The organism is Trichloromonas sp., assembly GCF_034006665.1.
Classification (GTDB): Bacteria; Desulfobacterota; Desulfuromonadia; order Desulfuromonadales; family Trichloromonadaceae; genus Trichloromonas.
The window spans coordinates 18,221-43,739 of record NZ_JAVESI010000001.1 but is presented as its reverse complement, the minus strand read 5'-3'; the positions used below and the strand labels follow the sequence as shown (position 1 = coordinate 43,739).

The 25,519-nt window shown below is 60.4% G+C and carries 22 protein-coding genes and 1 tRNA gene; 11 read left to right on the top strand and 12 right to left on the bottom strand.

Annotated elements, in window-relative coordinates; translation table 11 throughout:
- Positions 1 to 4: 4 nt before the first annotated feature.
- Positions 5 to 295: a J domain-containing protein gene (locus tag RBR25_RS00205; RefSeq protein ID WP_432817501.1), complete on the bottom strand. Its 291-nt coding sequence runs from the start codon at positions 293 to 295 to the stop codon at positions 5 to 7.
- 193 nt (positions 296 to 488) lie between these two features.
- Between RBR25_RS00205 and RBR25_RS00200 the strand changes: the two genes are divergently transcribed.
- From RBR25_RS00200 to RBR25_RS00170, 7 genes are all read left to right on the top strand, one after another.
- A complete protein-coding gene (locus RBR25_RS00200) occupies positions 489 to 668 on the top strand; it encodes a hypothetical protein (protein WP_432817500.1) in 180 nt (59 codons plus the stop codon).
- A 134-nt stretch (positions 669 to 802) separates the two neighbouring features.
- On the top strand, positions 803 to 1,867 hold the full coding sequence (locus RBR25_RS00195; RefSeq protein WP_432817499.1) for a branched-chain amino acid aminotransferase: 1,065 nt from the start codon (positions 803 to 805) through the stop codon (positions 1,865 to 1,867).
- Between the two features lie 375 nt (positions 1,868 to 2,242).
- The gene (locus RBR25_RS00190; RefSeq protein ID WP_432817498.1) at positions 2,243 to 3,349 is read left to right on the top strand and encodes a class II glutamine amidotransferase; all 1,107 of its coding nucleotides are present in this window, start codon (positions 2,243 to 2,245) and stop codon (positions 3,347 to 3,349) included.
- Positions 3,337 to 4,980 carry a glutamate synthase-related protein gene (locus RBR25_RS00185; protein WP_432817497.1) on the top strand — a complete coding sequence of 548 codons (1,644 nt, stop codon included), beginning with the start codon at positions 3,337 to 3,339 and terminating at the stop codon, positions 4,978 to 4,980. The genes RBR25_RS00190 and RBR25_RS00185 overlap by 13 nt, the downstream gene beginning before the upstream one ends.
- An 85-nt stretch (positions 4,981 to 5,065) precedes the next feature.
- Positions 5,066 to 7,378, top strand: coding sequence for an FAD-dependent oxidoreductase (locus RBR25_RS00180; protein WP_432817496.1), 2,313 nt, complete (start codon positions 5,066 to 5,068; stop codon positions 7,376 to 7,378).
- A 301-nt stretch (positions 7,379 to 7,679) separates the two neighbouring features.
- Positions 7,680 to 9,290 carry a diguanylate cyclase domain-containing protein gene (locus RBR25_RS00175; RefSeq protein ID WP_432817495.1) on the top strand — a complete coding sequence of 537 codons (1,611 nt, stop codon included), beginning with the start codon at positions 7,680 to 7,682 and terminating at the stop codon, positions 9,288 to 9,290.
- A 57-nt stretch (positions 9,291 to 9,347) separates the two neighbouring features.
- Entirely contained in the window at positions 9,348 to 11,147 is a 1,800-nt protein-coding gene (locus RBR25_RS00170; RefSeq protein ID WP_432817494.1) for a hypothetical protein, read from the top strand.
- Positions 11,148 to 11,267: 120 nt separating this feature from the next.
- Here the strand turns inward: RBR25_RS00170 and RBR25_RS00165 are convergent, their stop codons facing one another.
- The 3 genes from RBR25_RS00165 to RBR25_RS00155 all read right to left on the bottom strand — a co-directional run bounded on the left by RBR25_RS00165 (position 11,268) and on the right by RBR25_RS00155 (position 14,619).
- The gene (locus RBR25_RS00165; protein ID WP_432817493.1) at positions 11,268 to 13,010 is read right to left on the bottom strand and encodes a carbon starvation CstA family protein; all 1,743 of its coding nucleotides are present in this window, start codon (positions 13,008 to 13,010) and stop codon (positions 11,268 to 11,270) included.
- Between the two features lie 89 nt (positions 13,011 to 13,099).
- Complete coding sequence (locus tag RBR25_RS00160; RefSeq protein ID WP_432817708.1) at positions 13,100 to 13,603, bottom strand: DUF6933 domain-containing protein; 504 nt, start codon at positions 13,601 to 13,603, stop codon at positions 13,100 to 13,102.
- Positions 13,604 to 13,617: 14 nt separating this feature from the next.
- A complete protein-coding gene (locus RBR25_RS00155) occupies positions 13,618 to 14,619 on the bottom strand; it encodes a methyltransferase (RefSeq protein ID WP_432817492.1) in 1,002 nt (333 codons plus the stop codon).
- A gap of 71 nt (positions 14,620 to 14,690) precedes the next feature.
- On the opposite strand from RBR25_RS00155, the gene RBR25_RS00150 reads away from it, so the two are divergent.
- Positions 14,691 to 14,766: transfer RNA gene (locus RBR25_RS00150), tRNA-Thr, on the top strand.
- A 135-nt stretch (positions 14,767 to 14,901) separates the two neighbouring features.
- On the opposite strand, the gene RBR25_RS00145 is transcribed toward RBR25_RS00150, so the two are convergent.
- From RBR25_RS00145 to RBR25_RS00110, 8 genes are all read right to left on the bottom strand, one after another.
- Positions 14,902 to 15,132: a GSU3473 family protein gene (locus RBR25_RS00145; protein ID WP_432817491.1), complete on the bottom strand. Its 231-nt coding sequence runs from the start codon at positions 15,130 to 15,132 to the stop codon at positions 14,902 to 14,904.
- A gap of 47 nt (positions 15,133 to 15,179) precedes the next feature.
- The gene (locus RBR25_RS00140) at positions 15,180 to 15,473 is read right to left on the bottom strand and encodes a DUF2845 domain-containing protein (RefSeq protein ID WP_432817490.1); all 294 of its coding nucleotides are present in this window, start codon (positions 15,471 to 15,473) and stop codon (positions 15,180 to 15,182) included.
- A 137-nt stretch (positions 15,474 to 15,610) separates the two neighbouring features.
- Entirely contained in the window at positions 15,611 to 16,897 is a 1,287-nt protein-coding gene (locus RBR25_RS00135; RefSeq protein ID WP_432817489.1) for an amidohydrolase family protein, read from the bottom strand.
- A 21-nt stretch (positions 16,898 to 16,918) separates the two neighbouring features.
- Positions 16,919 to 17,932 carry an adenosine deaminase gene (locus RBR25_RS00130; RefSeq protein ID WP_432817488.1) on the bottom strand — a complete coding sequence of 338 codons (1,014 nt, stop codon included), beginning with the start codon at positions 17,930 to 17,932 and terminating at the stop codon, positions 16,919 to 16,921.
- A gap of 256 nt (positions 17,933 to 18,188) precedes the next feature.
- Positions 18,189 to 18,518, bottom strand: coding sequence for a cupin domain-containing protein (locus RBR25_RS00125; RefSeq protein WP_432817487.1), 330 nt, complete (start codon positions 18,516 to 18,518; stop codon positions 18,189 to 18,191).
- A 228-nt stretch (positions 18,519 to 18,746) separates the two neighbouring features.
- Positions 18,747 to 19,457, bottom strand: a complete 711-nt coding sequence (locus RBR25_RS00120) for a type IIL restriction-modification enzyme MmeI (protein ID WP_432817486.1) — start codon at positions 19,455 to 19,457, stop codon at positions 18,747 to 18,749.
- Positions 19,458 to 19,638: 181 nt separating this feature from the next.
- Complete coding sequence (locus tag RBR25_RS00115) at positions 19,639 to 20,955, bottom strand: putative bifunctional diguanylate cyclase/phosphodiesterase (RefSeq protein ID WP_432817707.1); 1,317 nt, start codon at positions 20,953 to 20,955, stop codon at positions 19,639 to 19,641.
- Between the two features lie 9 nt (positions 20,956 to 20,964).
- On the bottom strand, positions 20,965 to 21,777 hold the full coding sequence (locus RBR25_RS00110) for a PAS domain-containing protein (RefSeq protein WP_432817485.1): 813 nt from the start codon (positions 21,775 to 21,777) through the stop codon (positions 20,965 to 20,967).
- A gap of 317 nt (positions 21,778 to 22,094) precedes the next feature.
- Here RBR25_RS00110 and RBR25_RS00105 point away from each other — a divergent pair, with 317 nt between their 5' ends.
- From RBR25_RS00105 to RBR25_RS00095, 3 genes are all read left to right on the top strand, one after another.
- Entirely contained in the window at positions 22,095 to 23,087 is a 993-nt protein-coding gene (locus tag RBR25_RS00105) for an NAD(P)H-quinone oxidoreductase (protein WP_432817484.1), read from the top strand.
- Between the two features lie 240 nt (positions 23,088 to 23,327).
- Positions 23,328 to 24,008: a winged helix-turn-helix domain-containing protein gene (locus tag RBR25_RS00100; RefSeq protein ID WP_432817483.1), complete on the top strand. Its 681-nt coding sequence runs from the start codon at positions 23,328 to 23,330 to the stop codon at positions 24,006 to 24,008.
- Positions 23,995 to 25,359: a sensor histidine kinase gene (locus RBR25_RS00095; RefSeq protein WP_432817482.1), complete on the top strand. Its 1,365-nt coding sequence runs from the start codon at positions 23,995 to 23,997 to the stop codon at positions 25,357 to 25,359. Before RBR25_RS00100 ends, RBR25_RS00095 begins: the two co-directional genes overlap by 14 nt.
- Positions 25,360 to 25,519: the final 160 nt, after the last annotated feature.

The window sequence follows — 25,519 nt, the reverse complement described above, 5'->3', positions numbered from 1 at the left end:
CCCGTCAGTTCCCGCCCCAGACCGGGTCCTGAGCGAACTGCCGGCGCAGCCGCTCTTCCGGATTCTGTTCGAGAAACTCCTCCTGTGTAAAACAGAAACGATAGTTGTTGCAGTATTCCGTGAGTACCCGGTAGGCGGCGTTGATTTCCCGGATCCGTTCCGGGATATGACCGCTGTTCTGGTCGGGATGGTGGCGCTTTACCAGGGCCCGGTGCCGGGCCTTGATCTCCTTGAGGCCGGCCCGTTCGCCCAGACCGAACAGCTCCCGGGCCTTGCGCAGTTCTTCGTAGGTCATTCCCGCTCTCCTTTATCTGTTTGTTCCCCTTTCTAGCACGGTTCTCGTCATCGGCCAAGAGGCCCTCTTCGGGCTGTTTTTTGATATCAGTAAAATTCAACTATTAAGAGTAAAAAATACCTTGACTGACAACATGCCGGTGTTACCATCCAGGGTAATTATTCCCTTTTCCCTCTGGCGAAGGAGTTTCTCCATGGAAGATCTCTGGCGGGTTCACGAGCAGGATTTCCGGCTGTCGGGCCGGGTGATGGAGCGGGCCGAGTATGAACGGCTGGTGCGGCGTTTTCATCAGGAAGAGGTGCGGGAAAACGCGAAAAATCTCCTTTACGGCGATGCCCACCTCACTCGCGAGGACGATCTCGGCATCGATTGACGCCTCCCGACGCCTCCCGGCGGAGAGCGTCGGGAGGCGTTGAGAGATCCCTTTTAAATCCCTTGCCCGGCTGTCTGGGTTGTGATAGTAAATCAGCTTTAGGTTTTTCAGTCATAACCGGAGGCGCGAAACGCATGAATATCGATATCCAACCCCTGACGACGAAAAAAGCTCTCTTCGAGGATGAGTCCCAGCTGGGTTTCGGCAACCTTTTTACCGACCGCATGTTTCTTATGGACTACGATGCCGGCGAGGGCTGGCATTCCCCGCGCATCGTCCCTTATGGTCCCCTGCACCTTGATCCGTCCTGTGCCGTTTTGCACTACGCGCAGGAAATCTTCGAGGGGCTCAAAGCCTTTCGCCGTCCGGACGGGAATATTGCCCTCTTCCGCTCCCGCGACAATTTCGAGCGCTTCAATCGCAGTGCGGCGCGCATGTGTATGCCCGAGCTTGATGTCGATTTCGTGCTCAAGGCCCTCAAGGCGCTGATCCATCTGGAATCCGACTGGGTGCCGAAAAGCCTCGGTACCAGTCTCTATATCCGGCCGACGATGATTGCCGTCGATCCCTATCTGGGGGTGCGGCCCTCCAGCAAGTATCTGTTCTATATCATTCTCTCGCCGGTTGGCGCCTATTACAAGAACGGCTTCAGCCCGGTCAAAATCTTCATCTCCGACGAGTATGTCCGCTCGGCCGCCGGCGGCACCGGCGAGGCCAAGACCGGCGGCAACTACGCCGCCAGTCTCAAGGCCTCGATGGAAGCGGCGGCTCTCGGTTACGATCAGGTGCTGTGGCTCGACGCCGTCGAGCGCAAGTATGTCGAGGAGGTCGGCAGCATGAATATCTGCTTCCTCTATGACGGCAAGGTGGTGACCTCGCCTCTGAAGGGAACCATCCTCGACGGCATTACCCGGCGCTCGATTCTGACCTTGGTGCGGGAGCTGGGGCTACAGGTTGAGGAACGGGCCCTTTCCGTCGACGAAATTCTGGAGGGCGCCGGCAACGGTCGCCTCAAGGAAGCGTTCGGGACCGGCACGGCGGCGGTGGTCTCGCCCGTCGGCCAGTTCACCTACCGCGATCGCATAGTGACCCTCGGCAACGGCCAGATGGGGGAGCTGACCGGTAAGCTCTACGACATGCTCACCGGCATCCAGTACGGCAAGCTGCCCGATCCGCACGGCTGGGTCGAAATGATCTGACAACCGCTTGCTGCAACAACAAAAAAGCCCCCTTCCTTTTGGAAGGGGGCTTTTTTGTTGTCCAAAGCGGGACATCGCCGAAACGGGCGAGAAGGACTGCCGTCGACGGCAGTCCGGGGTTATCAAGTAATAAAATACATTCTATGAGTAAGTTATTCATGGCGAAGATAGGCTTTTTTTCTTGTTTTACGCAACTTTTGATATTTATTTTTACTAAATTAATAAATAAAAACAGAATGATAAGACAGATATAAAATATTCTAGAGGGGAAATTAAGTAATTGGATAATGTTTTGCAATTTATAGCTTTGCGTCTGGTCTGTAGCCAAATTGAGTTGTCGTCCATGCCCTATCGCCCGCACAGGAGGTTTTGCCCATGTGTCGTATCGGAGCCATCAAAAGCCGCAACTACATTCACCCCAGCCGCGCCCTGCTGCTCATGCAGTCGCAGCAGAAGGGGCATGATAATTCGGGTTTCGCCATGGTCATGCACGACCTCGGCGGCATTTTCAAACCTTACAAGCATCTGCCCACCCTCTCCCTGGCCTGTACCAACGAGGGGGTGCGCATCGCCGAGGATATGCTCCATGCCGCCGGTTTCCAGCGGGTGATGCAGTGGATGCCGGAGACCGATCTGCGCCCCGGGCTCGATATCAACGCCATGCCCAACTACATCTTCCAGACATACGACTATCCCAAGTTTTACAAGAAGGAAGACCGCCAGACCAAGGAAGATCTGCTTCTCGACATGCGCCTGAAGCTTCGTCGGGCGCTGGAGATGGATGACCAAGGCTACGTCTACTCTTTCTGGCCGGATGTGGTGACCCTCAAGGAGATTGGCGATCCCAAGGATATCGGCACCTATTTCAAGCTCTGGGAGCCCAATGACCGCTTCACCGCCCGGGTCATCACCGCCCAGTGTCGGCAGAACACCAATTACGATATCGTTCGTTATGCCGCCCATCCCTTCTTTCTGCAGGGCTACACCGCCCTGGCCAACGGCGAAAATACCTTCTACCTCAAGAATGTGGAGCTTCAGCGCAAGCTGCACCGGGGCTACATCGGTTTTGAGTCCGACTCCCAGTGTTTTCTTTACAGCCTCCATTATGTGCATCGCCAGCTTGGCTGGCCTCTCTCCTATTACAAGCACGTCATCACGCCGCTCCCCTTCGAGGAGATCGAAACCCGTGAGGACCGGACGTCCCTTTTGGCTATCCGTCAGTCGATGGCGCATCTGGAAATCAACGGGCCCAATACCATCATCGGTGTCTTGCCCGACAACACTCTCTTCACCTGCTGCGACACCAAGAAGCTGCGGCCGGTGGTGGTCGGCCGCGACGCCGACACCGTGGTGATTTCCTCGGAGGTTTGCGGCATCAATGAAATTCTGCCGGAGCGGAACTGGGAGAAGGATATCTACCCCCATGAGCGGGAAACGGTGATCATCGACAACCAGCTGGAGGTGCACAGATGGAGACAGTAAAGGTTCAGGATATTACCGCCAATGACCTGCCCTGGGTCATTCGTTACGACGCCTCCCGCTGCACTCTCTGCGGCTCCTGCGTGGCGGCCTGCTCCTTCCGGGCGATCGAGTTCAAGGTCGAGCGGCGGCGCATGGTCTTTTCCGAGGGGGATTTGCCCGAGCCGAAACAGCGTTTTTCGGCGGTGCCGGTGATCCGCCAGGTCAGCAACCTCAAACAGTATTGCCGGGGCTGCGGCATCTGCACCAAGGTCTGTCCTAACGACGCCATCGAGGCGGTACGCAACCCCGACACCCGCCACCCCATCGTCATCCGCTGCGTGGCCGGGGATTCCATCAAGCGCGGCGGACGCAAGAACCTCGAAGCGGGCACCCGCACCCTCGACAAATTGCGGATCGGGCGCATCTCCCAGATGACCGACCCGAGTCTCGATGCCCAGCGCCACACCTTCGATCTGCTCGCCCCCTTCGGCCGCATCATGCCTCCGGGCAAGCTCCCTTTCCGAATCGGCGCCGACGGCAAACTGGAGCCGGAAGGGCAGGCACCGCCGGTGCGCTGGATCTATCCGGTGGTCATCGGCGACATGTCCATCGGCGCCCTCTCCTGGCGTATGTGGGAAGCGGTCGCCATGGCCACCGCCTATCTCAACGAGGAGTGCGGTTTGCCGGTGCGCATGTGCAGCGGCGAGGGCGGCGTGCCGGTGCGCCTGCTCAAGTCGAAATATTTGAAATACCTGATTTTACAGATCGCCTCCGGCCACTTCGGCTGGAACCGCATCGTCAAGGCCATGCCGGACATGATCGAGGACCCCGCCGGTGTTCTCATCAAGATCGGCCAGGGGGCCAAGCCCGGCGACGGCGGCCTGCTCATGGCACAGAAGGTCGCCGAGCACATCCAGGCCATTCGCGGCGTACCCAAGGCCGATCTGCTCAGTCCGCCGAACCACCAAGGGCTTTACTCCATCGAGGAGAGTGTGCAGAAGATGTTCCTCTCCTTCAACGCTGCTTTCAAATTCCGGGTGCCGGTAGCGATCAAGGTAGCGGCCTCGGCGACTTCCGTCAGCGTCTTCAACAACTTGGTGCGCGACCCCTACAACATCGTCGGCGGTTTCTTTCTTGATGGCATCGACGGCGGCACCGGTGCGGCCCATGAGGTTTCCCTCGACCACACCGGCCATCCCATTGTCTCCAAGTTGCGGGACTGCTACCTGGCCGCCGTTTCCCAGGGGCGCCAGGGGCAGATCCCCCTGTGGGCGGCGGGCGGTCTTGGCCGCGCTGGGGATCTGGCGGCGGATGCCTTCAAGATGATCGCCCTCGGCGCCAACGGGGTTTTCACCGGCAAGCTGATTTTGCAGATGGCCGGCTGCATTGGCAACGAGATGGGGCGCTGTAATGCCTGTAACACCGGTCTCTGTCCGGTCGGCATCACCACTCAAGAGCCCCGACTGGTCCACCGTCTCGACCCGGAAAAGGCGGCTCAGAACATCGTCAACTACTTTCTGGCCATGGATCAGGAACTCAAGAAACTGATGGCCCCCATCGGCAACTCGTCGTTGCCCGTCGGTCGTGCCGACGCCCTGGTCGCCACCGACCGAGGCGTGGCGGAGCGGTTACAGATCCAGTACGTTTGTTAAGTCTGTGAGGAGTGAAGAGTGAGGGGTGAGGCGAGAGAGCCTTTCCTCTTCACGCCTCACCCCTCACTCCTTACGGGAGTTAACAATGGCAGCTCAAATCATCGGTTTCGACGACAAGAATCAACGCATTTCCACCCAGGTGCTGCTGCAGAAAATCTATCATGGTCTGGAGGCGGGGGAAAAAGAGTTCGAGATCCTCTCCTCAGGGCATCACAACATCGGCGGCCCCCTGTGGACCGAGGACGGTTCGCCCCTCAAGTTCACCGTGAAAAACCCCGGCCAGCGGGTCGGCTCCTTTGGCCTCGACGGTACCGAGATCGTCGTCGAGGGGAGCGCCTGCGCCGATGCCGGTTGGCTCAACGCCGGCGCCACCCTGGTCATCAAGGGGGATGGCGGCGACACCACCGCCCATTGCGCTGCCGGCGGCAAGATCTACGTCGCCGGCCGGGTCGGGGTGCGCAGCGGCGCGCTGATGAAGCACGACCCGGCCTACGAGCCGCCCCAGTTCTGGGTGCTGAAAAATACCGGCTCCTTCTCCTTTGAGTTCATGGGCGGGGGGATTGCCGTGGTTTGCGGCTATGGCCGGGAATATCTCGATTCCGTCCTCGGCGATCGCAGCTGCGTCGGCATGGTCGGCGGCACCATCTATCTGCGCGGCCCCGTCTCCGGCTTGTCCGACGACGTCTGGCTGCTCGATCTCGACGAAGCCGACCGGAGCTTTCTCGCCGAGCAGATGCCGGTCTTTCTCGACAAGATCGAGCGTCCGGAACTGCTCGAAAAGCTCACCCACTTTGCCCAATGGCGCAAGATCGTCGCCAAGACCCTGGAAGAGCGCAAGCACCACAGCCGCCCGACCATGCGCGAGTTCCGCCGCAACAAGTGGATCGAGGGCGGGATTTTCGGCGACGTGGTGCGGGATGATTACGAGCAGGTCGCCGGTCTGGTCAACAGTGGCGACGACCGCCTCAAGGTTCCCCACTGGCAGGATAAGCGCTATGCCGCTCCCTGCCAGGCCAGCTGCCCCTCGGCGATTCCCACCCAGGAGCGCATCAAGCTGCTGCGTCAGGGCAAGGTAAAGGAAGCCCTCGAACTGGTGCTGCACTATTCCCCCTTTCCCGGAAGTGTCTGCGGCGAGGTCTGCCCCAATCTGTGCATGGACGCCTGCACCCGCCGGTACCTCGATCATCCGGTGGCCATGAAGGAACTCGGCCGGCTCTCCCTCGAAGTCGCCGCGCCAACGCCCAAACCCGACAGCGGCAAGACCGTGGCGGTCATCGGCGGCGGTCCCGGCGGCCTGGCGGCGGCCTGGAAGCTGCGCCTGCTCGGCCATCGCGTCGTCGTTTACGAAGCCGACAAGGAGGTGGGCGGCAAGCTGATGCAGGTTATCCCCGACGAACGCCTGCCCCGTCAGGTTCTGCACACCGAAATCGAGCGGATCAAGGCGCTGGGGGTTGAGATCCATGTCGACACCCCGGTCGACGCCTCCCTGTTCGAAAAGCTGCGCGCCGAAAGCGCTGCCGTCGTCATCGCCAGCGGCGCCCACAACCCGGTGGTGATTCCTTTCCCTGGCCATGAACGGATGCTCAAGGGCCTCGACTTCCTCAAGGACGTCAACGCCGGACGCAAGCCGAAGGTCGGCGAACGGGTGGTGGTGATCGGCGCCGGCAACGCCGGCATGGACGTCTGTCTCGGCGCCTACGCCATGGGCGCCAAGCAGGTGACGGCGATCGATGTCCAGCGCCCGGCCGCCTATCCCCAGGAGATCGAGCATGTCCAGGCTCTGGGCGGCAAGATTCTCTGGCCCTTCTTCACCGACAGGATCACCGATAAAGGGGTGGTTGGCAAGGATGGTCGCCTGCTCGAAGCCGACACGGTCATTATCGCCATCGGCGAGCGCCCCGACCTCTCTTTCGTCCCCCGCGACTGGCTCAGCGACAAGGGGATGATGGTGGTTGACGGCTGCGGCCAAGCGGTCAAGGCTCCCGGCGTCTTCGCCATCGGCGACACCATCCAGCCCGGCCTGCTGACCCACGCCATCGGCAACGGCACCGAGTCCGCCGAGTACATCGACACCTTCCTCGTCGGCGGCGAACTGGTTGCGAAAAAGAAGCCGGAGAGGATCCCGCAGAGCTGCCTTTCCAAAGAGCTCTTCCGCCCGCGCAACCGTGGCCGCTTCTGCGTCACCGACGCCATGGACGAAACCAACCGCTGTCTCTCTTGCGGCACCTGCCGCGACTGCTCCATGTGTCTGGAGGCCTGCCCCGAAGGAGCGATCCGCCGGATCGAACAGGCCGACGGCGGTTACGAATACGTCTCCGACGACCACCTCTGCATCGGCTGCGGCCTCTGCGCCGGCATCTGCCCCTGCGGCATCTGGGCGATGGAGTTGATGGTGTAGCATCCCGGTTCGCGCTCCGTCATCCAGCGTCAGCCACACAAAACAGCCACCTCGAACCGGGTGGCCGTTTTGTTCCCGGCGATAAAAACTTTTCGCCGGTGGCGGCCGCGCGCGGGCGACCATGACGATTCATGTGTGGAATGATCAGAAATATTCCCCGGCGACGGGTGTTTTCGGCCATAATGACCTTTCGAAAAGAACCCGACGGACTTGGGTTTGTCGCCGATCGGCGCACGGTGGGTGATCAGTTTTTGCCGCCGGGAGAAGAACCCCAGGCGAGTTTTTCCCACGGGATGAAGGGATGACGAAATTTTTTACACACAGCCATAAATCCTTTTTGTTGGTCGGCCTGCTGATTTTTCTCCTCGACATTCTCTTCGTGGCCATCAACTACCGTTCGGCCCAGCAGGTTCTTTACGCCGGTATCACCTCTCATGCCCTGGACCATGAGAAGCAATTCGGCTTTGCCCTGGAGATGGCTTACACGAATCTCGGCCAGCTTTCTTTGCTCATCTCCCGGAACGATGAACTGAACCAGCTCTTTCTCGCGGGGAAAAAGGCGGTCGAGGCCGAAGGCGGCGGCGCCGGGGGCCCTCAGGCGGAGCGGTTTCGCCAGGCCTTGCTCGCCAGGGTCAAGGGCGGCTGGGACGAAATGGCCAAGGCCTTCGGCGTTCGCCAGTTGCACTACCACCTGGGCCCCGGGAGCCTGAGCTTTCTGCGGGTGCATCGTCCGGAAAAATACGGGGATCGCATGGACGATCTGCGCCATACGATCGTCGATACCCACGAGGAAAAAACCGGCCGCTACGGATTCGAAACGGGTCGGATCTACAGTGGTCTGCGCAGCGTTGTTCCGATCTGGACCCACGATCCCGAAAGCGGGGAAAGAACCTACGTCGGCGCCCTCGAAGTGGGCACGTCCTTTGACCAGTTGCTCTCTTCCTTCGCGGATTCCTACTCCGTGCACGCGGCGGTCCTGCTGACCAAGGACCATGTGGAAAGCAAGATGTTTCCGGAGTTTGTCCGGAAGTTTTTCGCCGACAACCCGGCGTTCAACTTCTATCTCGAAGCGGCCTCCTCGCCACCGGATGAAGAGGCTGTCGCGATGATTCTGCCCAAGATCGATCTTGCCGCCGACTTCGCGACCCCCCAAGCGCAACTCATTCGCGTTTCAGGAAAGTTTCTGAGCGCCTACTTTTTCCCTTTGTACGACTACCAGGCAGATCGCCAGGGGAGCCTGTCTCCCTCGGGTTTCGTGCTCTTCTGGGACGATGTCTCCGAACTGGTCGCCGAATTTCGTCGGTCGGTGTGGATCAATATCCTTTTTGCCGTATCCGGTTTCATCGTGATTGAAGCGATTTTGCTGGCGGTCTTCAGGCGGGAATTGCGTCTCGAAATATTGAAAAAGCAGGCCATGACCGACGGCCTGACCGGATTTTTCAATCGCCACTATTTTGATAAGACCCTGGAGCGGGATCTCAACCTAGCACGCCGTGCCGGGAAGGAACTCTCGCTGATCGTCTGTGACGTGGATTCTTTCAAAAAGTTCAACGACCGCTATGGGCACCAGGCGGGGGATCGTTGCCTCGTCGAGGTTGCCGGGGCGATTGGCAAGGCTTTACGCCGGGAAAGCGACTGGGCCGTGCGTTTCGGTGGGGAAGAGTTTGTCGTGGTCCTGCCGGGGACCGATCTGGCGGGGGCCCGGCTTATGGCCGAACGGCTTCTGGAAGCGGTTCGCCGTTTACGCATTGCCCACGAGGCGTCGGAGGTGAGCCCTTTTGTGACCCTGAGCGCCGGCATCGCGACCTCCCGGGAGGCGGATGATCCCGCCGAGCTGTTCAATGCGGCGGATCGCCACCTCTACCAGGCCAAGGAGCAGGGCCGCGACCGCTGGCACGGTGCGTTGGAATGAGTGTCAGCGGGCGGCGGATGGCGCTGAAAAAGAGCGTCTGAAGCGGGAAGGGGGAGGGTGACTTTGCCAACGGAAGATTCGGTGGTTTCGCGACGGTGCTTCACCTCGGCTCTGGTCCTTTTCGCGGCCATGCTGATTTTCAGCGCGGTCGCTCCGGCCAGGGCCGTCGCCGTGCGGGAGACGGATGCGGTGCGGGTGTGGCTTGCGCCTTTGACTCCGCGCTCCGGCGAGCCGCTGCGGATTCTGGTGGTGGCCGTCGACGGCGAGTTGACCGGCCTGCGGCTCATTCGGCCCGACGGCAGCGGGGAGGAGTTGCCCACGGTTCGCGCCGGCGGCCCGCCCTGGAGTCTGCGCGCGGTCGTGCCCGCTGCCGTTGCCGGCGACTATCGCCTCGAAGCCCTGCGCGCGGGCGTGGTCGTCGCCCATGCTGAGATCAAGGTCGGCACTGAAAGCGCGAAGCGCGGCTCGGGGCGTTGGGACTTGGTCAACGAGGCGTTGTACGCCGCCTGGATCGAGCAGCTTTTCGACGCTCCGCCGGATGAATCTTTGAGTTTCCCTTCCCTTGAACCGGTCCTGCGCGATCCCGCCCGCAACTTTCTGCACGACTACCTGCGCCCGGGGGAAGATGAGCGGATTTCCGCCGAGCCCGACTGCGCCGATCTCCCCTATTTTCTGCGCGCCTATTTCGCCTGGAAACTCGGTCTGCCCTTGGCTTACCGCCCCTGTGACCGGGGGACCGCCAAGCGCCCGCCCCAATGCGGCCCGGTTCGCATCGACACAGGCTTTGTCGGTACCAAGGCTGCGCCCCAGGCCTTTCGCAAAGCCGGCCTCAACCTGATGAACGTCGTGCACTCGGGCAACGCCCGCACTGCCCTTGACGACGAAGCCTGCGACTTCTATCCGGTGCCTCTCACGCGCGAATATCTCTGGCCCGGAACCCTTTTCGCCGATCCCTACGGCCACATTCTGATCCTGACGAAATGGATTCCCCAGAGCGACGCGAGTCCCGGCATGCTCCTGGCGGTCGATGCCCAACCCGACAATTCCGTCGCCCGCAAACGCTACTGGGAGGGCAACTTCCTCTTCGCCGACACTCCGAGCGCCGGTCCTGGCTTCAAGGCCTACCGTGCGCCGATCCTCGTCGGAAAAAATTGGCGCCAACCGGCCAACGCCGCCCTCGACGGCGGCTCGGGCTTACCGCCGTTGGCCATGGAGCAGGCAGAAATGGCGCCAGGCGATTTCTACGCGCGGTTGGAAGGGCTGATCAATCCCGCCGGACTCGATCCGGAAGCCGCCTATGACAGCACCCTCGACGCGCTGATGGAGCAGCTCGAAACCCGGGTACAGTCGGTGGACAACGGCGAAAACTACATGCGCGTCCAGCGCGGAAAAGTGGTTTCCATGCCCAAGGGTTCGGCCATCTTCGAGACCGTCGGCCCTTGGGAGGATTACGCCACCCCCTCGCGGGACATGCGCCTGCTCATCGCCATGAAGGTGTTGGCCTCTCTGCCGGAGCGCATCCGCCGCCATCCCGAACTGTTCAACCTCGGCGATCGCGACGCAGAAGAGGCCGCCATTGAGATCGAACGACTCCATACCCGGATGGCGGAAAAACATTTTATCCATTACACCCGCAGCGACGGCGGGACTTGGCGGCTGAGTCTGGCCGAAATCTACCGGCGGCAGGAAGCCCTGGAAGTCGCCTACAACCCTAACGACTGCGTGGAACGGCGCTGGGGCGCAAGCCCCGATAGCGAAGATTTCGTCACTTGCAAGCGCCGCGCCCCCGCCGACCAGATCGCCCGCATGGAACAATACCGCCTCTGGTTCCGTGAAACCCGCCGCCCACCCCGCTGAAACCGGAGGCCCTTCAGTCGGGGTCACGTCTTGAAAAGCCACTTTTGACAAACGGAGTTCCCGATTGACGCGGTTCACTTTCGTTTACCGCATCCTACGGGCTTGTTTGATGGAAAGGGTTTATTCCCCCGGCTCCGGCTCCAAGTCTTCGCTGGACCGCGTGCGTTGTCCGCCGCGCAGGGAGCAGGCGGCGCCGATGAGAAGCCAGAGGGTGAGGAGCAGGATGATGACCGAGAGGGAGAAGAGCAACATGTTGCCCCGGGCGTAAAAATCCCTCAGGTTGATGGCCATGGCCCAGGTGGTCATCACCAGCATGAAGAGCATCGGCAGAAAGGTGATGAGGATGTTCTTGCCCTTTTTCGCCAGATAGACGGTGGCGACGGTCAGGCCGAGGGCGGCCAGCAGCTGGTTGAGAGCGCCGAACATCGGCCATAGCACCAGGGCGCCTTTGGCTCCGGGCTGGGCGAAGCAGAGCGCTGCGGCCATGACGACCACCACCAGGGTCGCCGCATAGTTATTGTGCAGGGGACGCATGACCACACCGTCGCGGTTGCGGAAGATTTCCTGCAACGACAGTCGCTGGATGCGGGTTGCCGAGTCGAGGGTAGTGCCGGCGAAGGAAACGATGAAAACAGCGATGAGGGATTTTCCCAACTCCGGGGGGATGCCAAGGGCGCCGAGCAGGTTGGCGGAGCCGACGACGAAGGCTTCGATCATTGCCGCCATCCCCTGGGCCGAGGCCCAGCTGGCGTAATGGACGCGGAAAGCCTCGGCGCCGGTGTAGAGGACATCCCCTTTGACCAGCCCCATGCCCATGCCGCCGGCGATGGCCGCCAGGGCCAGAGCCGCCAGCAGCCCTTCAATGAGCATGCCGCCGTAGCCGATGGCGAGCATATCTTCTTCTTTGTCGATCTGTTTCACCACGGTGCCCGAGGCGGCTAGGGAGTGAAAACCGGAAATGGCGCCGCAGGCGATGGTGATGAAAAGGATTGGGAACAGGGGCGGAATGTCCGTCCCCGGGGCGAGGGCCGCCGGGTTGAGGGCCGGGGCGGTGATTGGCGGGTGGGCGACGCAGAGCCCCAGGGTGAGCAGAGCCATGGCGATGAGCAGCTGGTTCGAGTTGATGTAGTCGCGGGGTTGCAGCAGCACATGGACCGGCAGGGTCGAGGCGATAAAGGCATAGGCCAGCAGGATGAGGGTCCAAGTGACGATGGGCGAGCCGGCGACGGGGGGGACGGTAATGGGGACGTAGAGGCCGAGCCCGATGCTCAGATACATGAGAACGAGGGCGATCAGAGATTGGAGGGCGTCGCTCTTGCCTCGGTAGAGCCGCCGTCCCAGCCAGACGGCGATGGGGATCTGCAGCCAGATCGGCAAGACTGACTGGGGATACATGGTGAAGAGGATGCCCATGATCATGGCGAAAATGGCGACGACAATCCAGAGCAGAAACTGGATGATGAGCTGAAAGGCGTGACGGGTCGTCGGGTTGAGCAGATCACCGGTCAAATCCCCCAGGGTGCGGCCGCGATGGCGAGCGCTCATGACCATGGCGGCGAAGTCGTGGACCGCGCCGAGAAAGATCGAGCCGAAAATGACCCAGAGGGTAGCGGGAAGCCAGCCCCAGATGATACCGATGGCAGGACCGACAATGGGGCCAAGCCCGGCGATGGTGGTGAAGTGGTGGCCGAGAACGATGTGCCGCTTCGAGGGGATGTAGTCGACATCGTCGCGGAAGCGGTGGGCGGGCATGCGGTTGCGGTTCGACAGTTCGAAGATCCGCCGGCCGAGAAAGCGGCCGTAGAAGCGATAGGCGAGCAGATAGCCGGCGGCGGCAAGGAGCATGTAGACCAAGGTGTTCACGGCGTAGCCTCCCGACAGGAATAAGGATTGATGAGGATTAGTTACTCCTCAATTTTTCTTCTGTCAATATCCACGGAAGCCCCCGAAATTCACAGCCGCGTTATCTTCTTCAGCATCCCCTGCTCCGGCAGAAGACAGGCGCCCCGTGCCGTCACCGGGCGCCGGTTGAGCATGAGCGTCACCTTCACCGGATCGATTTCCAGCGGATTGTCGACCTCCTCCAGATGAATACTCAGTTCCGTGGCGGCGACATTCAGTGAGCCGAGGACCGAACGGTCGGTGGCCCGGTCGAAACGGGGTGGGCCAAGGGCCAGCCCAGTCCGCATAACCCGGCCATCCGGCACCTCCAGCGCGGCCAGACTGAGCAGGAAGAGATCCCGATGCAGACGCCCCAGTTCCTTGAAGTGACTCTTGGTCACCCCCGGCAGGAAGAGCATGTAACGGGTTTCGTCGTGACAGAAGAGCAGGCACTGGCGGCGTTTGAGCTGGAAGAGATGGGCGTGCCAGCTGCCCAGCACGGCTGTTTCCTCCAAGGCCTCGGCGACAGGCTCCGTCAGGCGTTCGGCGACTTTTTTCGTGCAATGCAGCAGCATCAACTATTCTCCGTTCAGGCCTTGAATCCGGCGATAATGCCCGCGCCGTTGGGCAGTTCCGTCGGCAGGCGCTCGATCCGTTTCAGCCCGGCTCCGGCCATCAGGCGCCGGATTTCCGGCTCGCTGTAGGCCTGGCCGTTGCGGGTCACCAGCAGCATGTTCAGTGAGAAGAGGGCCGGAAAGAGAGGCGCGGCGCGGTTACCGTCGAGGACGAACTCCTGCACCAGCAGCATTCCTCCCGATTCCAGGGTCGCCGCCGCCTTTGCCAGCATCTGGGCGCACTCGTCCGGCCCTTCACCGTGCAGCACGTGGGAGAGCCAGGCCACGTCGAAAGAGCCGGGGATGGCGTCGTGCCGGAAATCCCCCGCCGCAAAGCGGATACGCTCGCTCATGTCGAAGCGCGCCAGGGTCTTTTCGGCAAAGGGACGGGTGGTGGCAAGGTCAAAGATCACCCCTTGCAAATCGGGATTCTCCCGGCAGAAGTGGATGGCGTAGGTGCCTGGCCCGCCGCCGAGGTCGAGCAGCCGTTTGCGGCCCGAAAGGTCGACCTGTTCGGCGACGCGCGGGGCGACGAACATGGCCAGATTGAACATGCCGAGCAGAAAGCTCTCCCGCTCTTCGTCCTCGGCCTCGTGGGAAACGCTGCGTCGCACCGGCGCGCCGGTGCGCACCGCCTCGTCGAGCCGTTCCCAACTCGCCATCAGATGATGGTGGTGCATGACCATGTGACCGAGGTAGCTTGGCGCGGCGCGGTCGAGAAATTCGCGGGCGAAATCGGTCGCTGCGTAGCGCTCGCCCTCTTTGGTCAGCAGTTCGAGCGCCGTCAGGGCGTCGAGGAGCATCGCCAGACCGCGCACCGAAAAGCCGCGCCGGGCGGCGAGTTCAGCGGCGGAAAGAGTCTCGGCGCAAAGCGGCGAAAAAATATCGAGCTTCACCCCCGCGTGCAGGGCGCAAGTATTCCAGTAGCTGCCCGAAAGTTTCAGCAGTTCGGCGGGGTTCCAGAATCCGGCGGGCATAATACCTCCATGGGAAGATTTCATTGACAATCCTTCGAGGTTTGCGTTAAAAACAGAGCTTCGGAAACAACGCCGCTATAGCTCAGTTGGTAGAGCAACTGATTCGTAATCAGTAGGTCGTCCGTTCAAGTCGGATTAGCGGCTCCATTAAAATCAAGGGGTTACGGGATTTTTCCCGTAGCCCCTTGGTCGTTTTGGGATTTTGGGTGCCAAGATGGAGGCGAAAGGGGTCAGGCGGCGGAACGCGGAGGCGGCTTCGGCCCTTTTTTATGCGACGGCGGTTCAGCGGGCAGAGCTACGGCGCTCCACGCCTTGGTAGCCGTTGTCGCCGCGCCGGGTTCGCACTGGATCGACGCCCAAGGCGACCCAGCCGTTGGAGCGCTTGAAGGAGCGAATCCCTTTCTGGTCGATGAGGCGGTCGAGGATGAAAGGTTTGACCAGATCGTGTCTGCCGTCGGAATAAATCACGCGAATCAGCATGTTGCCCCCTTTCATGTAGGTCGTCTTGTTCATTTGCGCATAGTTACCGAAAAACCTTCCGGGTGGGCCGATTCGGCTTTTCAATCCAGTTGTTTTACGGATGAAACCCGCGTCCCATTGATAATAATGACATAATCTTTGCCATAGTCGAGTTTTTCGTAAAACCATTCGTCGGTGCGGGTTTTGACCTTGATATTCTGCGCTTTGACCGTGGTGCTGCCGATGGGGGCGACGTGGGTTGGCGTGCCGCAGTACTTCAGAACCTCGTATTTTGAGACGCCGGGCTCAATGATCTGTCCCCGGCAGCGCACCGAATCGGCCAGGGCCGGCGAGGCGAGGATGAGAAGGGCGAAGATGAAGAGCAGGCTTTTCATGGTGATCTCCTACAAAAACAGCTGGTAGTCGGCATTCAGTACCGGCCGCCGGTTTGCGGGCGTTACCTTGCCGACGCTTTTTTTACGCCAAGATTGCGTACCGCTACGCACAATCGAACTTTACCTGCTTTCTTCAGTTATTGTAGGTATGCATTACTGGTCAAATCCAGTTCTTTTTTGCTTCCATTCAGATACAACTCAGGTTTGTGTTCCGAAGTCATTGCGATAATCTCGCCACGGCGGATCACGTACAGGCGCGGCGGTCGCAGGCGCAGGGCATCGACACGACTGCGCGCCTGGAGAAGAACCATATCCGCATGACATCCCGGTTCCAGGCCGTATCCTGCGAGGCCGAGTACCCGTGCCCCGCGCTCGGTGATCATGGCAAAGCTCTCCTCCATCTGTGCCAGAGCAGTCATATGGGTGGCATGGATGCCCATGTGGGCAACATCGAGCATGTCGTGGGAGCCCAGGCTGTACCACGGGTCCATGACACAGTCATGGCCGTAGGCCACGTTGATTCCGGCATTGAGAAGTTCCGGCACCCGCGTTACGCCGCGGCGTTTCGGATAGGTGTCCTGGCGCCCCTGTAGATTCATATTCACCAGGGGGTTGGCAACCACGTGCAATTCGGCTTCCGCCATCAGCGGCAGAAGTTTGCTGACATAGTAGTTGTCCATGGAGTGCATGGAGGTGAGGTGAGAGGCAGTGACACGCCCGTGCAAGCCGAGGCGACAGGTCTCGGCCGCGAGGGTTTCCACATGGCGTGACAGGGGATCATCCGACTCATCGCAGTGCATATCCACCCGCAAACCCCGCTCTGCGGCGATCTCGCACAGAGCACGGATGCTTGTGCTCCCATCTTGCATGGTGCGTTCAAAGTGGGGAATTCCTCCGACGACATCCACCCCCAGGTCGAGGGCGCGTTGCAGATTTGCAGCGGCATCGGGGCAGCGCAGGTATCCGTCCTGGGGAAACGCCACCAACTGAAGATCGAGATAATCCGCCATGCGCTCGCGAACTTCAAGCAGGGCGCGCACCGCTTCGAGGCGGGAATCGCAGATATCCACGTGGGTGCGGATATGCAGCACCCCTTGCGCTATGGCCTGATGGCACACCGCAAGGGCGCGCTCCACTACGCCATCAAAGGATAGCTGCGGTTTGAGTTCCTTCCACAGGGCGATCCCCTCCAGAAGGGTGCCGCTGCGGTTCAGGCGCGGCTGCCCGAGGCTCATGGCCGCGTCCATATGGAAGTGAGGATCGACAAACGGGGGGCTGAGCAGATATCCACGAGCGTCGATTACCCGCTGCGCCTGCTGTTCGATGTTGGGTGCAATGGCGCGGATACATCCATCCGCCACTCCCACATCCATGCCGCTACGTCCATCGGGCAGGGTCGCGTTTTTAATCAGCAGAGTGAACATAGAACCTCAATACCGAATGGCTCAAAAACCAAACACCTGTTTCACCGCCTGGATATGCCGTTGCTTATCCGCCTCATCCAGCCATGAGCCGGCAAAGCTGTTGCACGCCAGACGGCACAGGTGTTCCGCCGTTATGGGCAGGTGCTCAATCAGGGCGGCGAAGCTGGCATTGACATAGCCGCCGAAATACGCCGGGTCGTCGGAGTTGACTGAAACCAGCAGCCCTTTATCCAGCATGGTGAGAATGGGATGAGTGGCGATATCCTTAACCACGCGCAGCTTCAGATTCGACAGAGGGCACACGGTCAGGGGGATGTGCTTGCGCGCCAGGCGTTTCACTAAGGCGTCATCCTCCAGCGCGCGGTTGCCGTGGTCGATACGATCCACGCCGATGAGTTCCAGCGCCTCGTGCACATACTCCGGCGGGCCCTCCTCCCCGGCATGAACCGTAATCCGGAAACCCAGCTCACGGCAGCGTTGGAACACACGCGCGAATTTGTGCGGCGGATGTCCCACCTCGGAGGAATCGAGGCCGAAGCCGTCAATGCGCGGGTAAAAGGGGCGCGCCAGCTCCAGGGTTTCAAAGGCGCTCTGTTCTGAGAGATGGCGCAAAAAGGAGAGGATCAGGCGGTAGGTGATGCCGAGTTCCCGCTCTCCCTCCTCCAAGGCACGCAGAATGCCGCGCATCTGCACTTCCAGGGCGATGCCGCGTTCGAGATGCGCCTGGGGATCAAAAAATATCTCCACATGCACCACGTTGTCCGCGTGAGCGCGTTGCAGATAGGCGCGGGTCAGGGCGTAAAAATCGTCTTCGCGCTGCAGTACCGCCATCCCGGCATAGTACACATCGAGAAACTCCTGAAGATTGTTGAAGGCATACGCGGCGCGCAGGGCTTCCACATCAGGATAATCGAGCTCCACCCCGTTGCTTCTGGCGAGCTGAAATACCATCTCCGGTTCCATGCTGCCCTCGATATGCAGATGTAGCTCCGCCTTGGGCATCTTGCGTGTCAACTCCAGGAGTGCTTCAGGCATGGGCAAGAACCTCGGTTTTTACATCTGTTCCCTGGGCCTCAAGGTCAAAAAAGCGTTCCATGTATCTGGCTCCTGATGTTTGCTGAATCAGCCGGGTATATTCCGGCGCGACCGTCTGGAGGCGGGCGCGCTGTTCCGGATAATCCGCGAGGAATTTGAAATCGGCAAAGTCAAACCCCGGTGTTACGCTGCACAAGCCTCTTCACTTCTGCGTTCATGGTGATTCTCCGACCTTATCAGAATCCTGGATAACGACTCAAGCCTTTGGGTAAAACACCGTCAGCCACAGCGTATCGTCTTCGGGATTGGTGAATTCCACCCGATGGCGTCGGTGAGCGGCTATGGTGAGATAATCACCGGGGTTCAGATCCACCATTTCAGGCGGATTCTGTAGTTCCAGACGCGCAAAACCACTCAGGAGAAGAACAAACTCATCCTCCTCCTGATCGTACCAGAAGTTGGGTTCCGAACGGTGCCCGCGTGAGACAATGCGCTCGATGCGTACTTGGGAGTTTCCCCCGATCACCTCGCACAACTCATCGGGGAGTTCCGCGGGGATGCTGGCCCACAGATTGGCAGGTTTCATTGTATTTCCCTCCTGAAGGTTTTGGTCTCTGGTCCTGTGAAAAAAACATTCAATCAAAGCATCTGTCGATAACCCGGACTCCAAACGTCGAATGTGAAGCGCATCGTTCCCTCATTTTCCCTCAACTCACATATCGTCCATCCTCCATTTCACGCGCCTGACCGATGGAGGCGAGGGCGGCGAGGATTTCGCGGACTTTGGGTTCGCGGGCGTTTTTGAATTGCTCTTTCAGTTCCCGGGCGGAAACGGGCGCGGTTTGGCGATGCGGGCAAGCTGGTCGGCGACCTCGCGGGTGACCTTGGCGCTGCGCCGGGCCGGGTCGAGAAGGTCGGGATCGGTCCAGACCAGGCGCAGCCGCTCGCGCACCTCGGGTCGCTTGAGGTCGGTGAGGGAAATGCGGTGCGAGCGGGGGTCGGGAAAGGGAAGGTAGGTCTTGCCGCTGCGGGAAAATTCGCTGAACAGCTCGATGCTGTGACCGACGTCGACCACCACCAGAAAGGGCGGCCAGCCTTCCTCGATGGGGAGCGCCTTGGCGTAGCGTTCGGCCTGGTTTTTCGCCGCCTGCATGGCTCGGTCCCAGCCCGAGGTGCCGCGCCGGGCGGTGCCGGTTTTGAGTTTGCGGGCCAACTCGGGGAACTCCGTCGCTACGGTTTTGTCGCTGCCCTGTTTGGCTTCGAGGATGAAGCAGCCGCGTTTGTAGAGGTCGATGAAGTTGGCGCTGGAGCCGCCGTCGCCGTGCTGCCAGGTGACGCTGCGCTCGAAAACGTAAGCGTTGTCGCGGTTGTCGGGCTTGGTCGGTTCGGGACGGGGGACGTCGAGCAGGTCGCACAGCTCATGGATAAAGGTCTGGCAGTTGGCCCGCTCGGCCCCGCCGGACGCCTGCCAGGTGGCGATAAAAGCGTCGATGGCGGCGGACGGCGAATTGGTGTTTTCAGACATGGAACCCTCCCACGAAAATGGCATGAAAGGTCAAAATGTACTCGGTTCGGCGGGAAAGGGGAAGGGTTTTGCGGGGAACGGAAGTGAACCGCATCTATGTGGCGTGAGTTTAGAAGATTCTTGCCGAGGCGACGCAGATGGGGGGAATTTTGACACCCTTTCCGTCAAAAAACGAACCCCCTCAGGTCGGCGGGGCAACTCCTCGTGAAGCGATTTGCCGGACGAAGGGGAGGATGTCTTCGTCGGGAAGGGGTCGGGAAAAATAGTAGCCTTGAATATCGTCAATCCCCATCTCGGTGATCAGCTTCAGTTGCTCACGGGTTTCCACCCCTTCGGCGATGACGTTGAGCTTCAGACTCCTGGCCATGGCGACGATGGCCCGGATGATTTCCAGATGCTCGATACTGGCGGGAATCTCCCGCACAAATTCCTGGGCAACCTTGAGCCGGTCAATGGGAAATTGCTTGAGATAGCTCAGCGACGAATAGCCGGTGCCGAAGTCGTCGATGGCCAGGGAAATCCCCATGTTCTTGAGTTTTCGCAAGCACTCGCTGCGTCCTTTATCCTTCTGCAGCAGCACCCCTTCGGTAATCTCCAGTTCCAGAAAACGCGGGTCAAAGCCGGTTTCGGTGAGCACTTTCTGCACCATGGCCGGGATGTCGGAGCGCCGGAACTGGATGGGGGAGAGGTTGACGCCCAGGCGCAGATCCGTGAATCCCATCTCCTGCCAGCGGCGGGTTTGCAGGCAGGCCTGGCGCAGGATCCATTCCCCCAGGGGCAGGATCAGGCCGGTCTCTTCGGCCAGGGGGATGAACTGGTCCGGTGAGAGTGTGCCCAGGGTCGGATGCCGCCAGCGGGTCAGAGCCTCGACGCCGGTGACCCGGCCGTCGCCGGCCGACACCTGGGGCTGGTAGAGCAGAAAAATTTCTTCTTCGCGCAGGGCGCGGTGCAGATCGACTTCCAGTTGCAGACGTTTTGACGCCCGTTGGTTCATTTCGCGGGAGTAGAAGCGGAAGGTGCCGCCGCCGGTACTTTTTCCTTCGTACATGGCCAGTTCCGCGTACTTCAGCAACTCGTCGGCGGATTCTCCGTCGTTGGGATAAAGAGCGATGCCGAGGCTGCCGTTGATGAAGATTTCCATCCCGGAAAGATTAACCGGAGCCTCCAGGTTTTTCTGAAAGTGCTCAATGGTTGTCAGAATTTCGCGGTCTTCGTTCGTCGATGAGAGGCCGATGGCGATAGCGAATTCATCGCCGCCGGGGCGGCTCAGGGTGTCGCTCTTGCGCACATGTCCCTTAAGCCGTTCGGCGACGATTTTCAAGACCTGGTCGCCGGCATTGTGCCCCAAGGTGTCGTTGATTTTCTTGAAATTATCCAGATCGAGGAAGATGACGCCGAGGGCGCGTTTCTCGCGGCGGGCCAGGTGCAGCGCTTGTCCCAGCCGGTCAAGAAAGAGGGTGCGGTTCGGCAGGCCCGTCAGGGAATCAAAATAGGCCAGTCTTTCAATCTACTTGGCCGCCTCTTTGCGGGCGGTAATGTCGCGGTAGACATGGACCAGTTGCCGGATCTCGCCCGTTTCGTCAAAAATCGGCGAGGTGGCGATGTCCAGCCACATCTCTTTCCCCTCGGGAGAAACGATGTGATGCTCCGTCACCACCGACTTTTTCGTGAGGACCGCTTCTCGCAGGGCGCAGAGGTTGTGACCGTCTTGGCGAAAGGGCGCGGAAGGTGGAAAAGGGATGTCGTGACAGCGCAGACCGACGGCGGTTTCCGCTGTTATGCCGAAACGACAAACGAATTCTTTGTTGGCTCTGACAATCTTTAACGAGTGGCCGTCGATGATCACCACGGCATCCTTCATCTCTTCGAAAATAGTGTTCAAAAGACGGTCATGCTCTTTCAACTCACGCTCCGAGGATTTGAGTTCGGAGATATTGAGAAAGGTGGTGACGACCCCGTCGATGTCGCCGTTCGGGCCGATCAAGGGAGCCTTGATGGCGAGGAACTGACGTTCATCGCCATCGGCCATACGCAGCTGGCCTTCGCAAGAACAGATGCCGCCGTTGTTGAGAACTGCCTGGTCCATTTGCAGGCATTTGTTCTGGCACTCGTCGGGGGCGATTTCCTTCAGGGTGCGGCCGATGACCTGTTCTTTCGCCAGACCGAGCCATTGCTCCAGTTCGTGGTTGCAGCGCAGGTAGTGACCGCTTCTGTCCTTGATCAGCACCGGATGGGGCAAGGCATCGAGAACCGCCTGGGAGAAGTGCGCATCCTCCCCTTCGTTGCGCGGGGCGTCATGAGTAGTGTCGTGAGAAAGCATCTCTGCTCCTTGGTGCTTTGGGAGAACGGGGCACTCCGGAAAATCCGGGGTCCGTTTTAAGGGAAGAGGTTGTAATTATACGGCAAAAGCAAAATGGGTGCCAACTGCTTGTTTTGGTTGTGGAAAAAGGTTTTTCAGCAGGTTTCGGCCAAAGTGGGGGTATAAGGGTTTCCCCGTCGGCATTGTTCCGTCGGTCTTTTCTCCGAACCCTCTTTCTCCTTGCAACCGAATCTTTATTACCTATAATCAACACGTTGTTTTATAGTCAGGAAATCCCCGTCGGCGGTTTTCCCGCACTTATTTCAAGGAGAGATTTTATGCGTGCAGTAGTGATGGATGGTTTCGGCGGCGTCGAGGTGATGCGGGTGGATGAAGTGCCCAAGCCGACGCCGAAGGAGAATGAAGTTCTGATCAAGGTCGCGGCGACGACGATCAATCGCCCCGACCTGGTGCAACGCCAAGGAAAGTATCCGCCCCCGCCCGGTGATTCGGAAATCCTCGGTCTGGAAGTTTCCGGCATCATCGAGTCGGTCGGTTCGGCGGTGAGCGAGTGGAAACCGGGCGACCGGGTGCTGGCCTTGGTCGGCGGCGGCGGTTACGCCGAATATGCCGTGGCCTACGCCAATCATGTCATGCCGATGCCGGCGTCGATGAGCTTTGAGGAAGCGGCCTGCGTCTGCGAATCGTACATTACCGCCTTTCTCAATGTCTTCATGATCGGCGATCTGAAGAACGGTCAGACCGCCATTCTCCACGGCGGCGGCGGCGGGGTCAACACCGCCGCCCTGCAACTGGCCAATGCCCTGACCCCGCAGGCGAAGAAGATCGTTACCACTCATCCTAGCAAGCTGGAGCGGGTCAAGCAACTCGGCGCCGATCTCGTCATCGACTACACCACTACCCCGGACTTTTCCGAGGCGGTCAAGGAGTTCACCAACAAGAAAGGGGTCGATCTGATTCTCGACCACGTCGGCGCCAAATATCTCGGCCCCAACATGAACTCCCTCGGCTACAAGGGCAAGCTGGTGGTCATCGGCGTCATCTCCGGCATCAAGGCTGAACTCAACCTCGCCCTGATGATGGTCAAGCGCCAGCAGATCATCGGTTCGGTGCTGCGCAGTCGCCCGGTCTCGGAAAAAGGGGAGATCATTGCCGAATTCACCAAACGCGCCCTGCCGAACTTCGCCGACCGGACCATCGTGCCGATCATTGAGAAGGTCTTTTCCATCAACGAGGTGGTCGAAGCCCATCGCATGATGGAAGAGGACAAGCATTTCGGCAAAATTGTTCTGAAAATCGCCGATCTGTAAAGCCTCTGTAGCAGAATGCCGCCCCCGCGTTGAGTCCGCGCGGGGGCGGCGTTACTCCCCACCGCCTTCCCCTTCGCCTTCTGGCCAACCTTTCCAAATTGTAATCTTTTGGCAATCTCCCGGTAAACGCCTGCCCGTATAATCTCTTCAGCTTCGCGGATCGCCAAGGGCGCGCGGTTGCCCGTTGGCTCCCTTGCGGCTACAATGACCCATGATTAACTTGATGAAATCGAGGCAGGCATGCGCATTCTGATTATTGAGGACGACGCCGAGACGGCGGCCTATCTGGTCAAAGGGCTCAGCGAGAGCGGCCACCGCGCCGAGTGGGTCGGCGACGGCAAGGACGGGTTGTTCCGGGCGCTGGAGGAGGATTTCGACACTCTGGTGGTTGACCGCATGCTGCCGGGGCTCGACGGTCTGGCCCTGATCCGCTCCCTGCGGGCGGCGGGCAAAAAGACTCCGGCGCTCTTTCTCAGCGCCCTCGGCGAGGTTGACGATCGGGTCGAGGGGTTGCGCGCCGGCGGTGACGACTATCTGGTCAAGCCCTTCGCTTTTTCCGAGCTGCTCGCCCGCCTCGAAGCCCTGATCCGCCGGGGGGAGGGGGAACAGGCTCCGCGCACGTTGCTCAAGGTCGCCGATCTGGAGATGGATCTTTTGACCCGCACGGTGCGTCGCGCCGGGCGGAACATCGAGTTGCAACCCCGGGAGTTTCGTCTGCTCGAATATCTGTTGCGCCATAGCGGCCAGGTGGTGACCCGCACCATGCTGCTGGAGAACGTCTGGGATTACCATTTCGATCCGCAGACCAACGTCATCGACGTGCATATCAGCCGGTTGCGGAGCAAGATCGACAAGGATTTCGAAGGGCCGCTGCTGCACACCGTACGCGGCGCGGGATACGTGCTCCGTGCCGAAGCCTAGGCTGCTGGCCAGCAGCACCTTTCGCCTGGCCATTCTGTACATGGCCCTCTTCGGCATCTCGGTGCTGCTGCTCCTCGGTTTCATCTACTGGTCGACGGCGGGCTACATGGTGCGCCAGACCGATGCCGCCATTGAGGCCGAGGTGGTGGGGCTGGCGGAGCGCTACGACCGCACCGGCCTGCCGGGGCTGACCGCGCTGATCTCCGAGCGCATGGCCCGGGAACCGAACGGCCCGATCCTCTATCTGCTTGCCGACCGTCGTCTGCAGGCGCTCCTCGGCAATCTGAGCCGTTGGCCGCAGGGAGAGGAACCCCGGACCGGCTGGCTGAGTTTCCGTCTGGAAGAGGACCGGGGCACCGCCAAGAAGGGGCACGCGGCCCGGGCCCGGCTCTTCAGGCTGGAAGGGGGATTGAACCTGCTGGTCGGACGGGACGTGCACGAACTGGAGAAGATCCAGCAGCTGATCGTCTCGACCCTGACCTGGGGGCTGGCCCTCACCGCCGTGCTGGGATTGGTCGGGGGTGCCACTATCAGTCGCGGTTTTCTGCGCCGGGTCGAGAGCATCAACGATACCTGCCGGGAGATCATGAGCGGCGATCTTTCCCGACGCATACCGGTGCGCGGCGCGGAGGACGATTTCGACCAGCTGGCGGGCAATCTCAATGCCATGCTCGACCGGATCGAGGCCCTGATGGCCGGGGTGCGTCAGGTCTCCGACAACATCGCCCATGATTTGCGTACCCCTCTGGCGCGGTTGCGCAATCTGCTGGAAACGCTGTGCGCCCAGACGCCAGAGGAACACAATCGTGAGCTGCTCGACCGGGCGGTGGCTGAGGCCGATGGCCTGCTCAGTACCTTCAAGGCGCTTCTGCGCATCGGCCAAGTCGAGGCGGGAAGCCGCCGCGCCGGTTTTCAGGAGGTTGATCCCGCCGAACTGCTGCGGGACGTTATCGAACTTTACGAACCCCTGGCCGACGAGAAGGAGCAGCACATCGAGGCCCATCTGCTTTCCGCTCCGAAACTGCGCGGCGACCGCGACCTGCTTTTTCAGGCCTTCGCCAACCTGCTCGACAACGCCATCAAGTACACTCCGGCCCAAGGGCGCATCTGGGTGGCCCTGGCCGGAACGCGGGTCATCGTGGCGGATAACGGTCCGGGCATCCCGCCGGAAGCCCGGGACAAGGTCTTGCAGCGCTTCTATCGGCTGGAGGCAAGCCGCTCCACCCCCGGCAACGGTCTCGGTCTGGCGCTGGTGGCGGCGGTGGCGCAACTGCACAATGCCCGCATCCGCCTGGAGAACAACGGGCCGGGGCTGCGGGTGACCCTGGATTTCGCCGAGGGGAGCGACTGATGAAAAACGCCCGTCCGCGGCGTTGCCCTCATTCGCGTCGCTGCCACGGACCTTCCGGCACGCCTAACTCCTCGAATTTCGGGCGTCTTGCATCCGGACATTTTTGATCAGCCGCAAGAGTAACGAAAGCGTTAAGCTACCCTTCTGGGCTTGTCCCACC

What these genes read in the sequence shown, in the direction of transcription:
- RBR25_RS00100 (WP_432817483.1), top strand. Translation starts at nt 23,328, where the DNA reads ATGCGCATTCTGATTATTGAGGACGACGCCGAGACGGCGGCCTATCTG.
- RBR25_RS00130 (WP_432817488.1), bottom strand. Translation starts at nt 17,932, where the DNA reads ATGCCTGAAGCACTCCTGGAGTTGACACGCAAGATGCCCAAGGCGGAG.
- RBR25_RS00180 (WP_432817496.1), top strand. Translation starts at nt 5,066, where the DNA reads ATGGCAGCTCAAATCATCGGTTTCGACGACAAGAATCAACGCATTTCC.
- RBR25_RS00140 (WP_432817490.1), bottom strand. Translation starts at nt 15,473, where the DNA reads ATGAAAAGCCTGCTCTTCATCTTCGCCCTTCTCATCCTCGCCTCGCCG.
- RBR25_RS00205 (WP_432817501.1), bottom strand. Translation starts at nt 295, where the DNA reads ATGACCTACGAAGAACTGCGCAAGGCCCGGGAGCTGTTCGGTCTGGGC.
- RBR25_RS00195 (WP_432817499.1), top strand. Translation starts at nt 803, where the DNA reads ATGAATATCGATATCCAACCCCTGACGACGAAAAAAGCTCTCTTCGAG.
- RBR25_RS00175 (WP_432817495.1), top strand. Translation starts at nt 7,680, where the DNA reads ATGACGAAATTTTTTACACACAGCCATAAATCCTTTTTGTTGGTCGGC.
- RBR25_RS00135 (WP_432817489.1), bottom strand. Translation starts at nt 16,897, where the DNA reads ATGTTCACTCTGCTGATTAAAAACGCGACCCTGCCCGATGGACGTAGC.
- RBR25_RS00190 (WP_432817498.1), top strand. Translation starts at nt 2,243, where the DNA reads ATGTGTCGTATCGGAGCCATCAAAAGCCGCAACTACATTCACCCCAGC.
- RBR25_RS00200 (WP_432817500.1), top strand. Translation starts at nt 489, where the DNA reads ATGGAAGATCTCTGGCGGGTTCACGAGCAGGATTTCCGGCTGTCGGGC.
- RBR25_RS00160 (WP_432817708.1), bottom strand. Translation starts at nt 13,603, where the DNA reads ATGCTGCTGCATTGCACGAAAAAAGTCGCCGAACGCCTGACGGAGCCT.
- RBR25_RS00155 (WP_432817492.1), bottom strand. Translation starts at nt 14,619, where the DNA reads ATGCCCGCCGGATTCTGGAACCCCGCCGAACTGCTGAAACTTTCGGGC.
- RBR25_RS00125 (WP_432817487.1), bottom strand. Translation starts at nt 18,518, where the DNA reads ATGAAACCTGCCAATCTGTGGGCCAGCATCCCCGCGGAACTCCCCGAT.
- RBR25_RS00120 (WP_432817486.1), bottom strand. Translation starts at nt 19,457, where the DNA reads ATGTCTGAAAACACCAATTCGCCGTCCGCCGCCATCGACGCTTTTATC.
- RBR25_RS00185 (WP_432817497.1), top strand. Translation starts at nt 3,337, where the DNA reads ATGGAGACAGTAAAGGTTCAGGATATTACCGCCAATGACCTGCCCTGG.
- RBR25_RS00145 (WP_432817491.1), bottom strand. Translation starts at nt 15,132, where the DNA reads ATGAACAAGACGACCTACATGAAAGGGGGCAACATGCTGATTCGCGTG.
- RBR25_RS00110 (WP_432817485.1), bottom strand. Translation starts at nt 21,777, where the DNA reads ATGCTTTCTCACGACACTACTCATGACGCCCCGCGCAACGAAGGGGAG.
- RBR25_RS00105 (WP_432817484.1), top strand. Translation starts at nt 22,095, where the DNA reads ATGCGTGCAGTAGTGATGGATGGTTTCGGCGGCGTCGAGGTGATGCGG.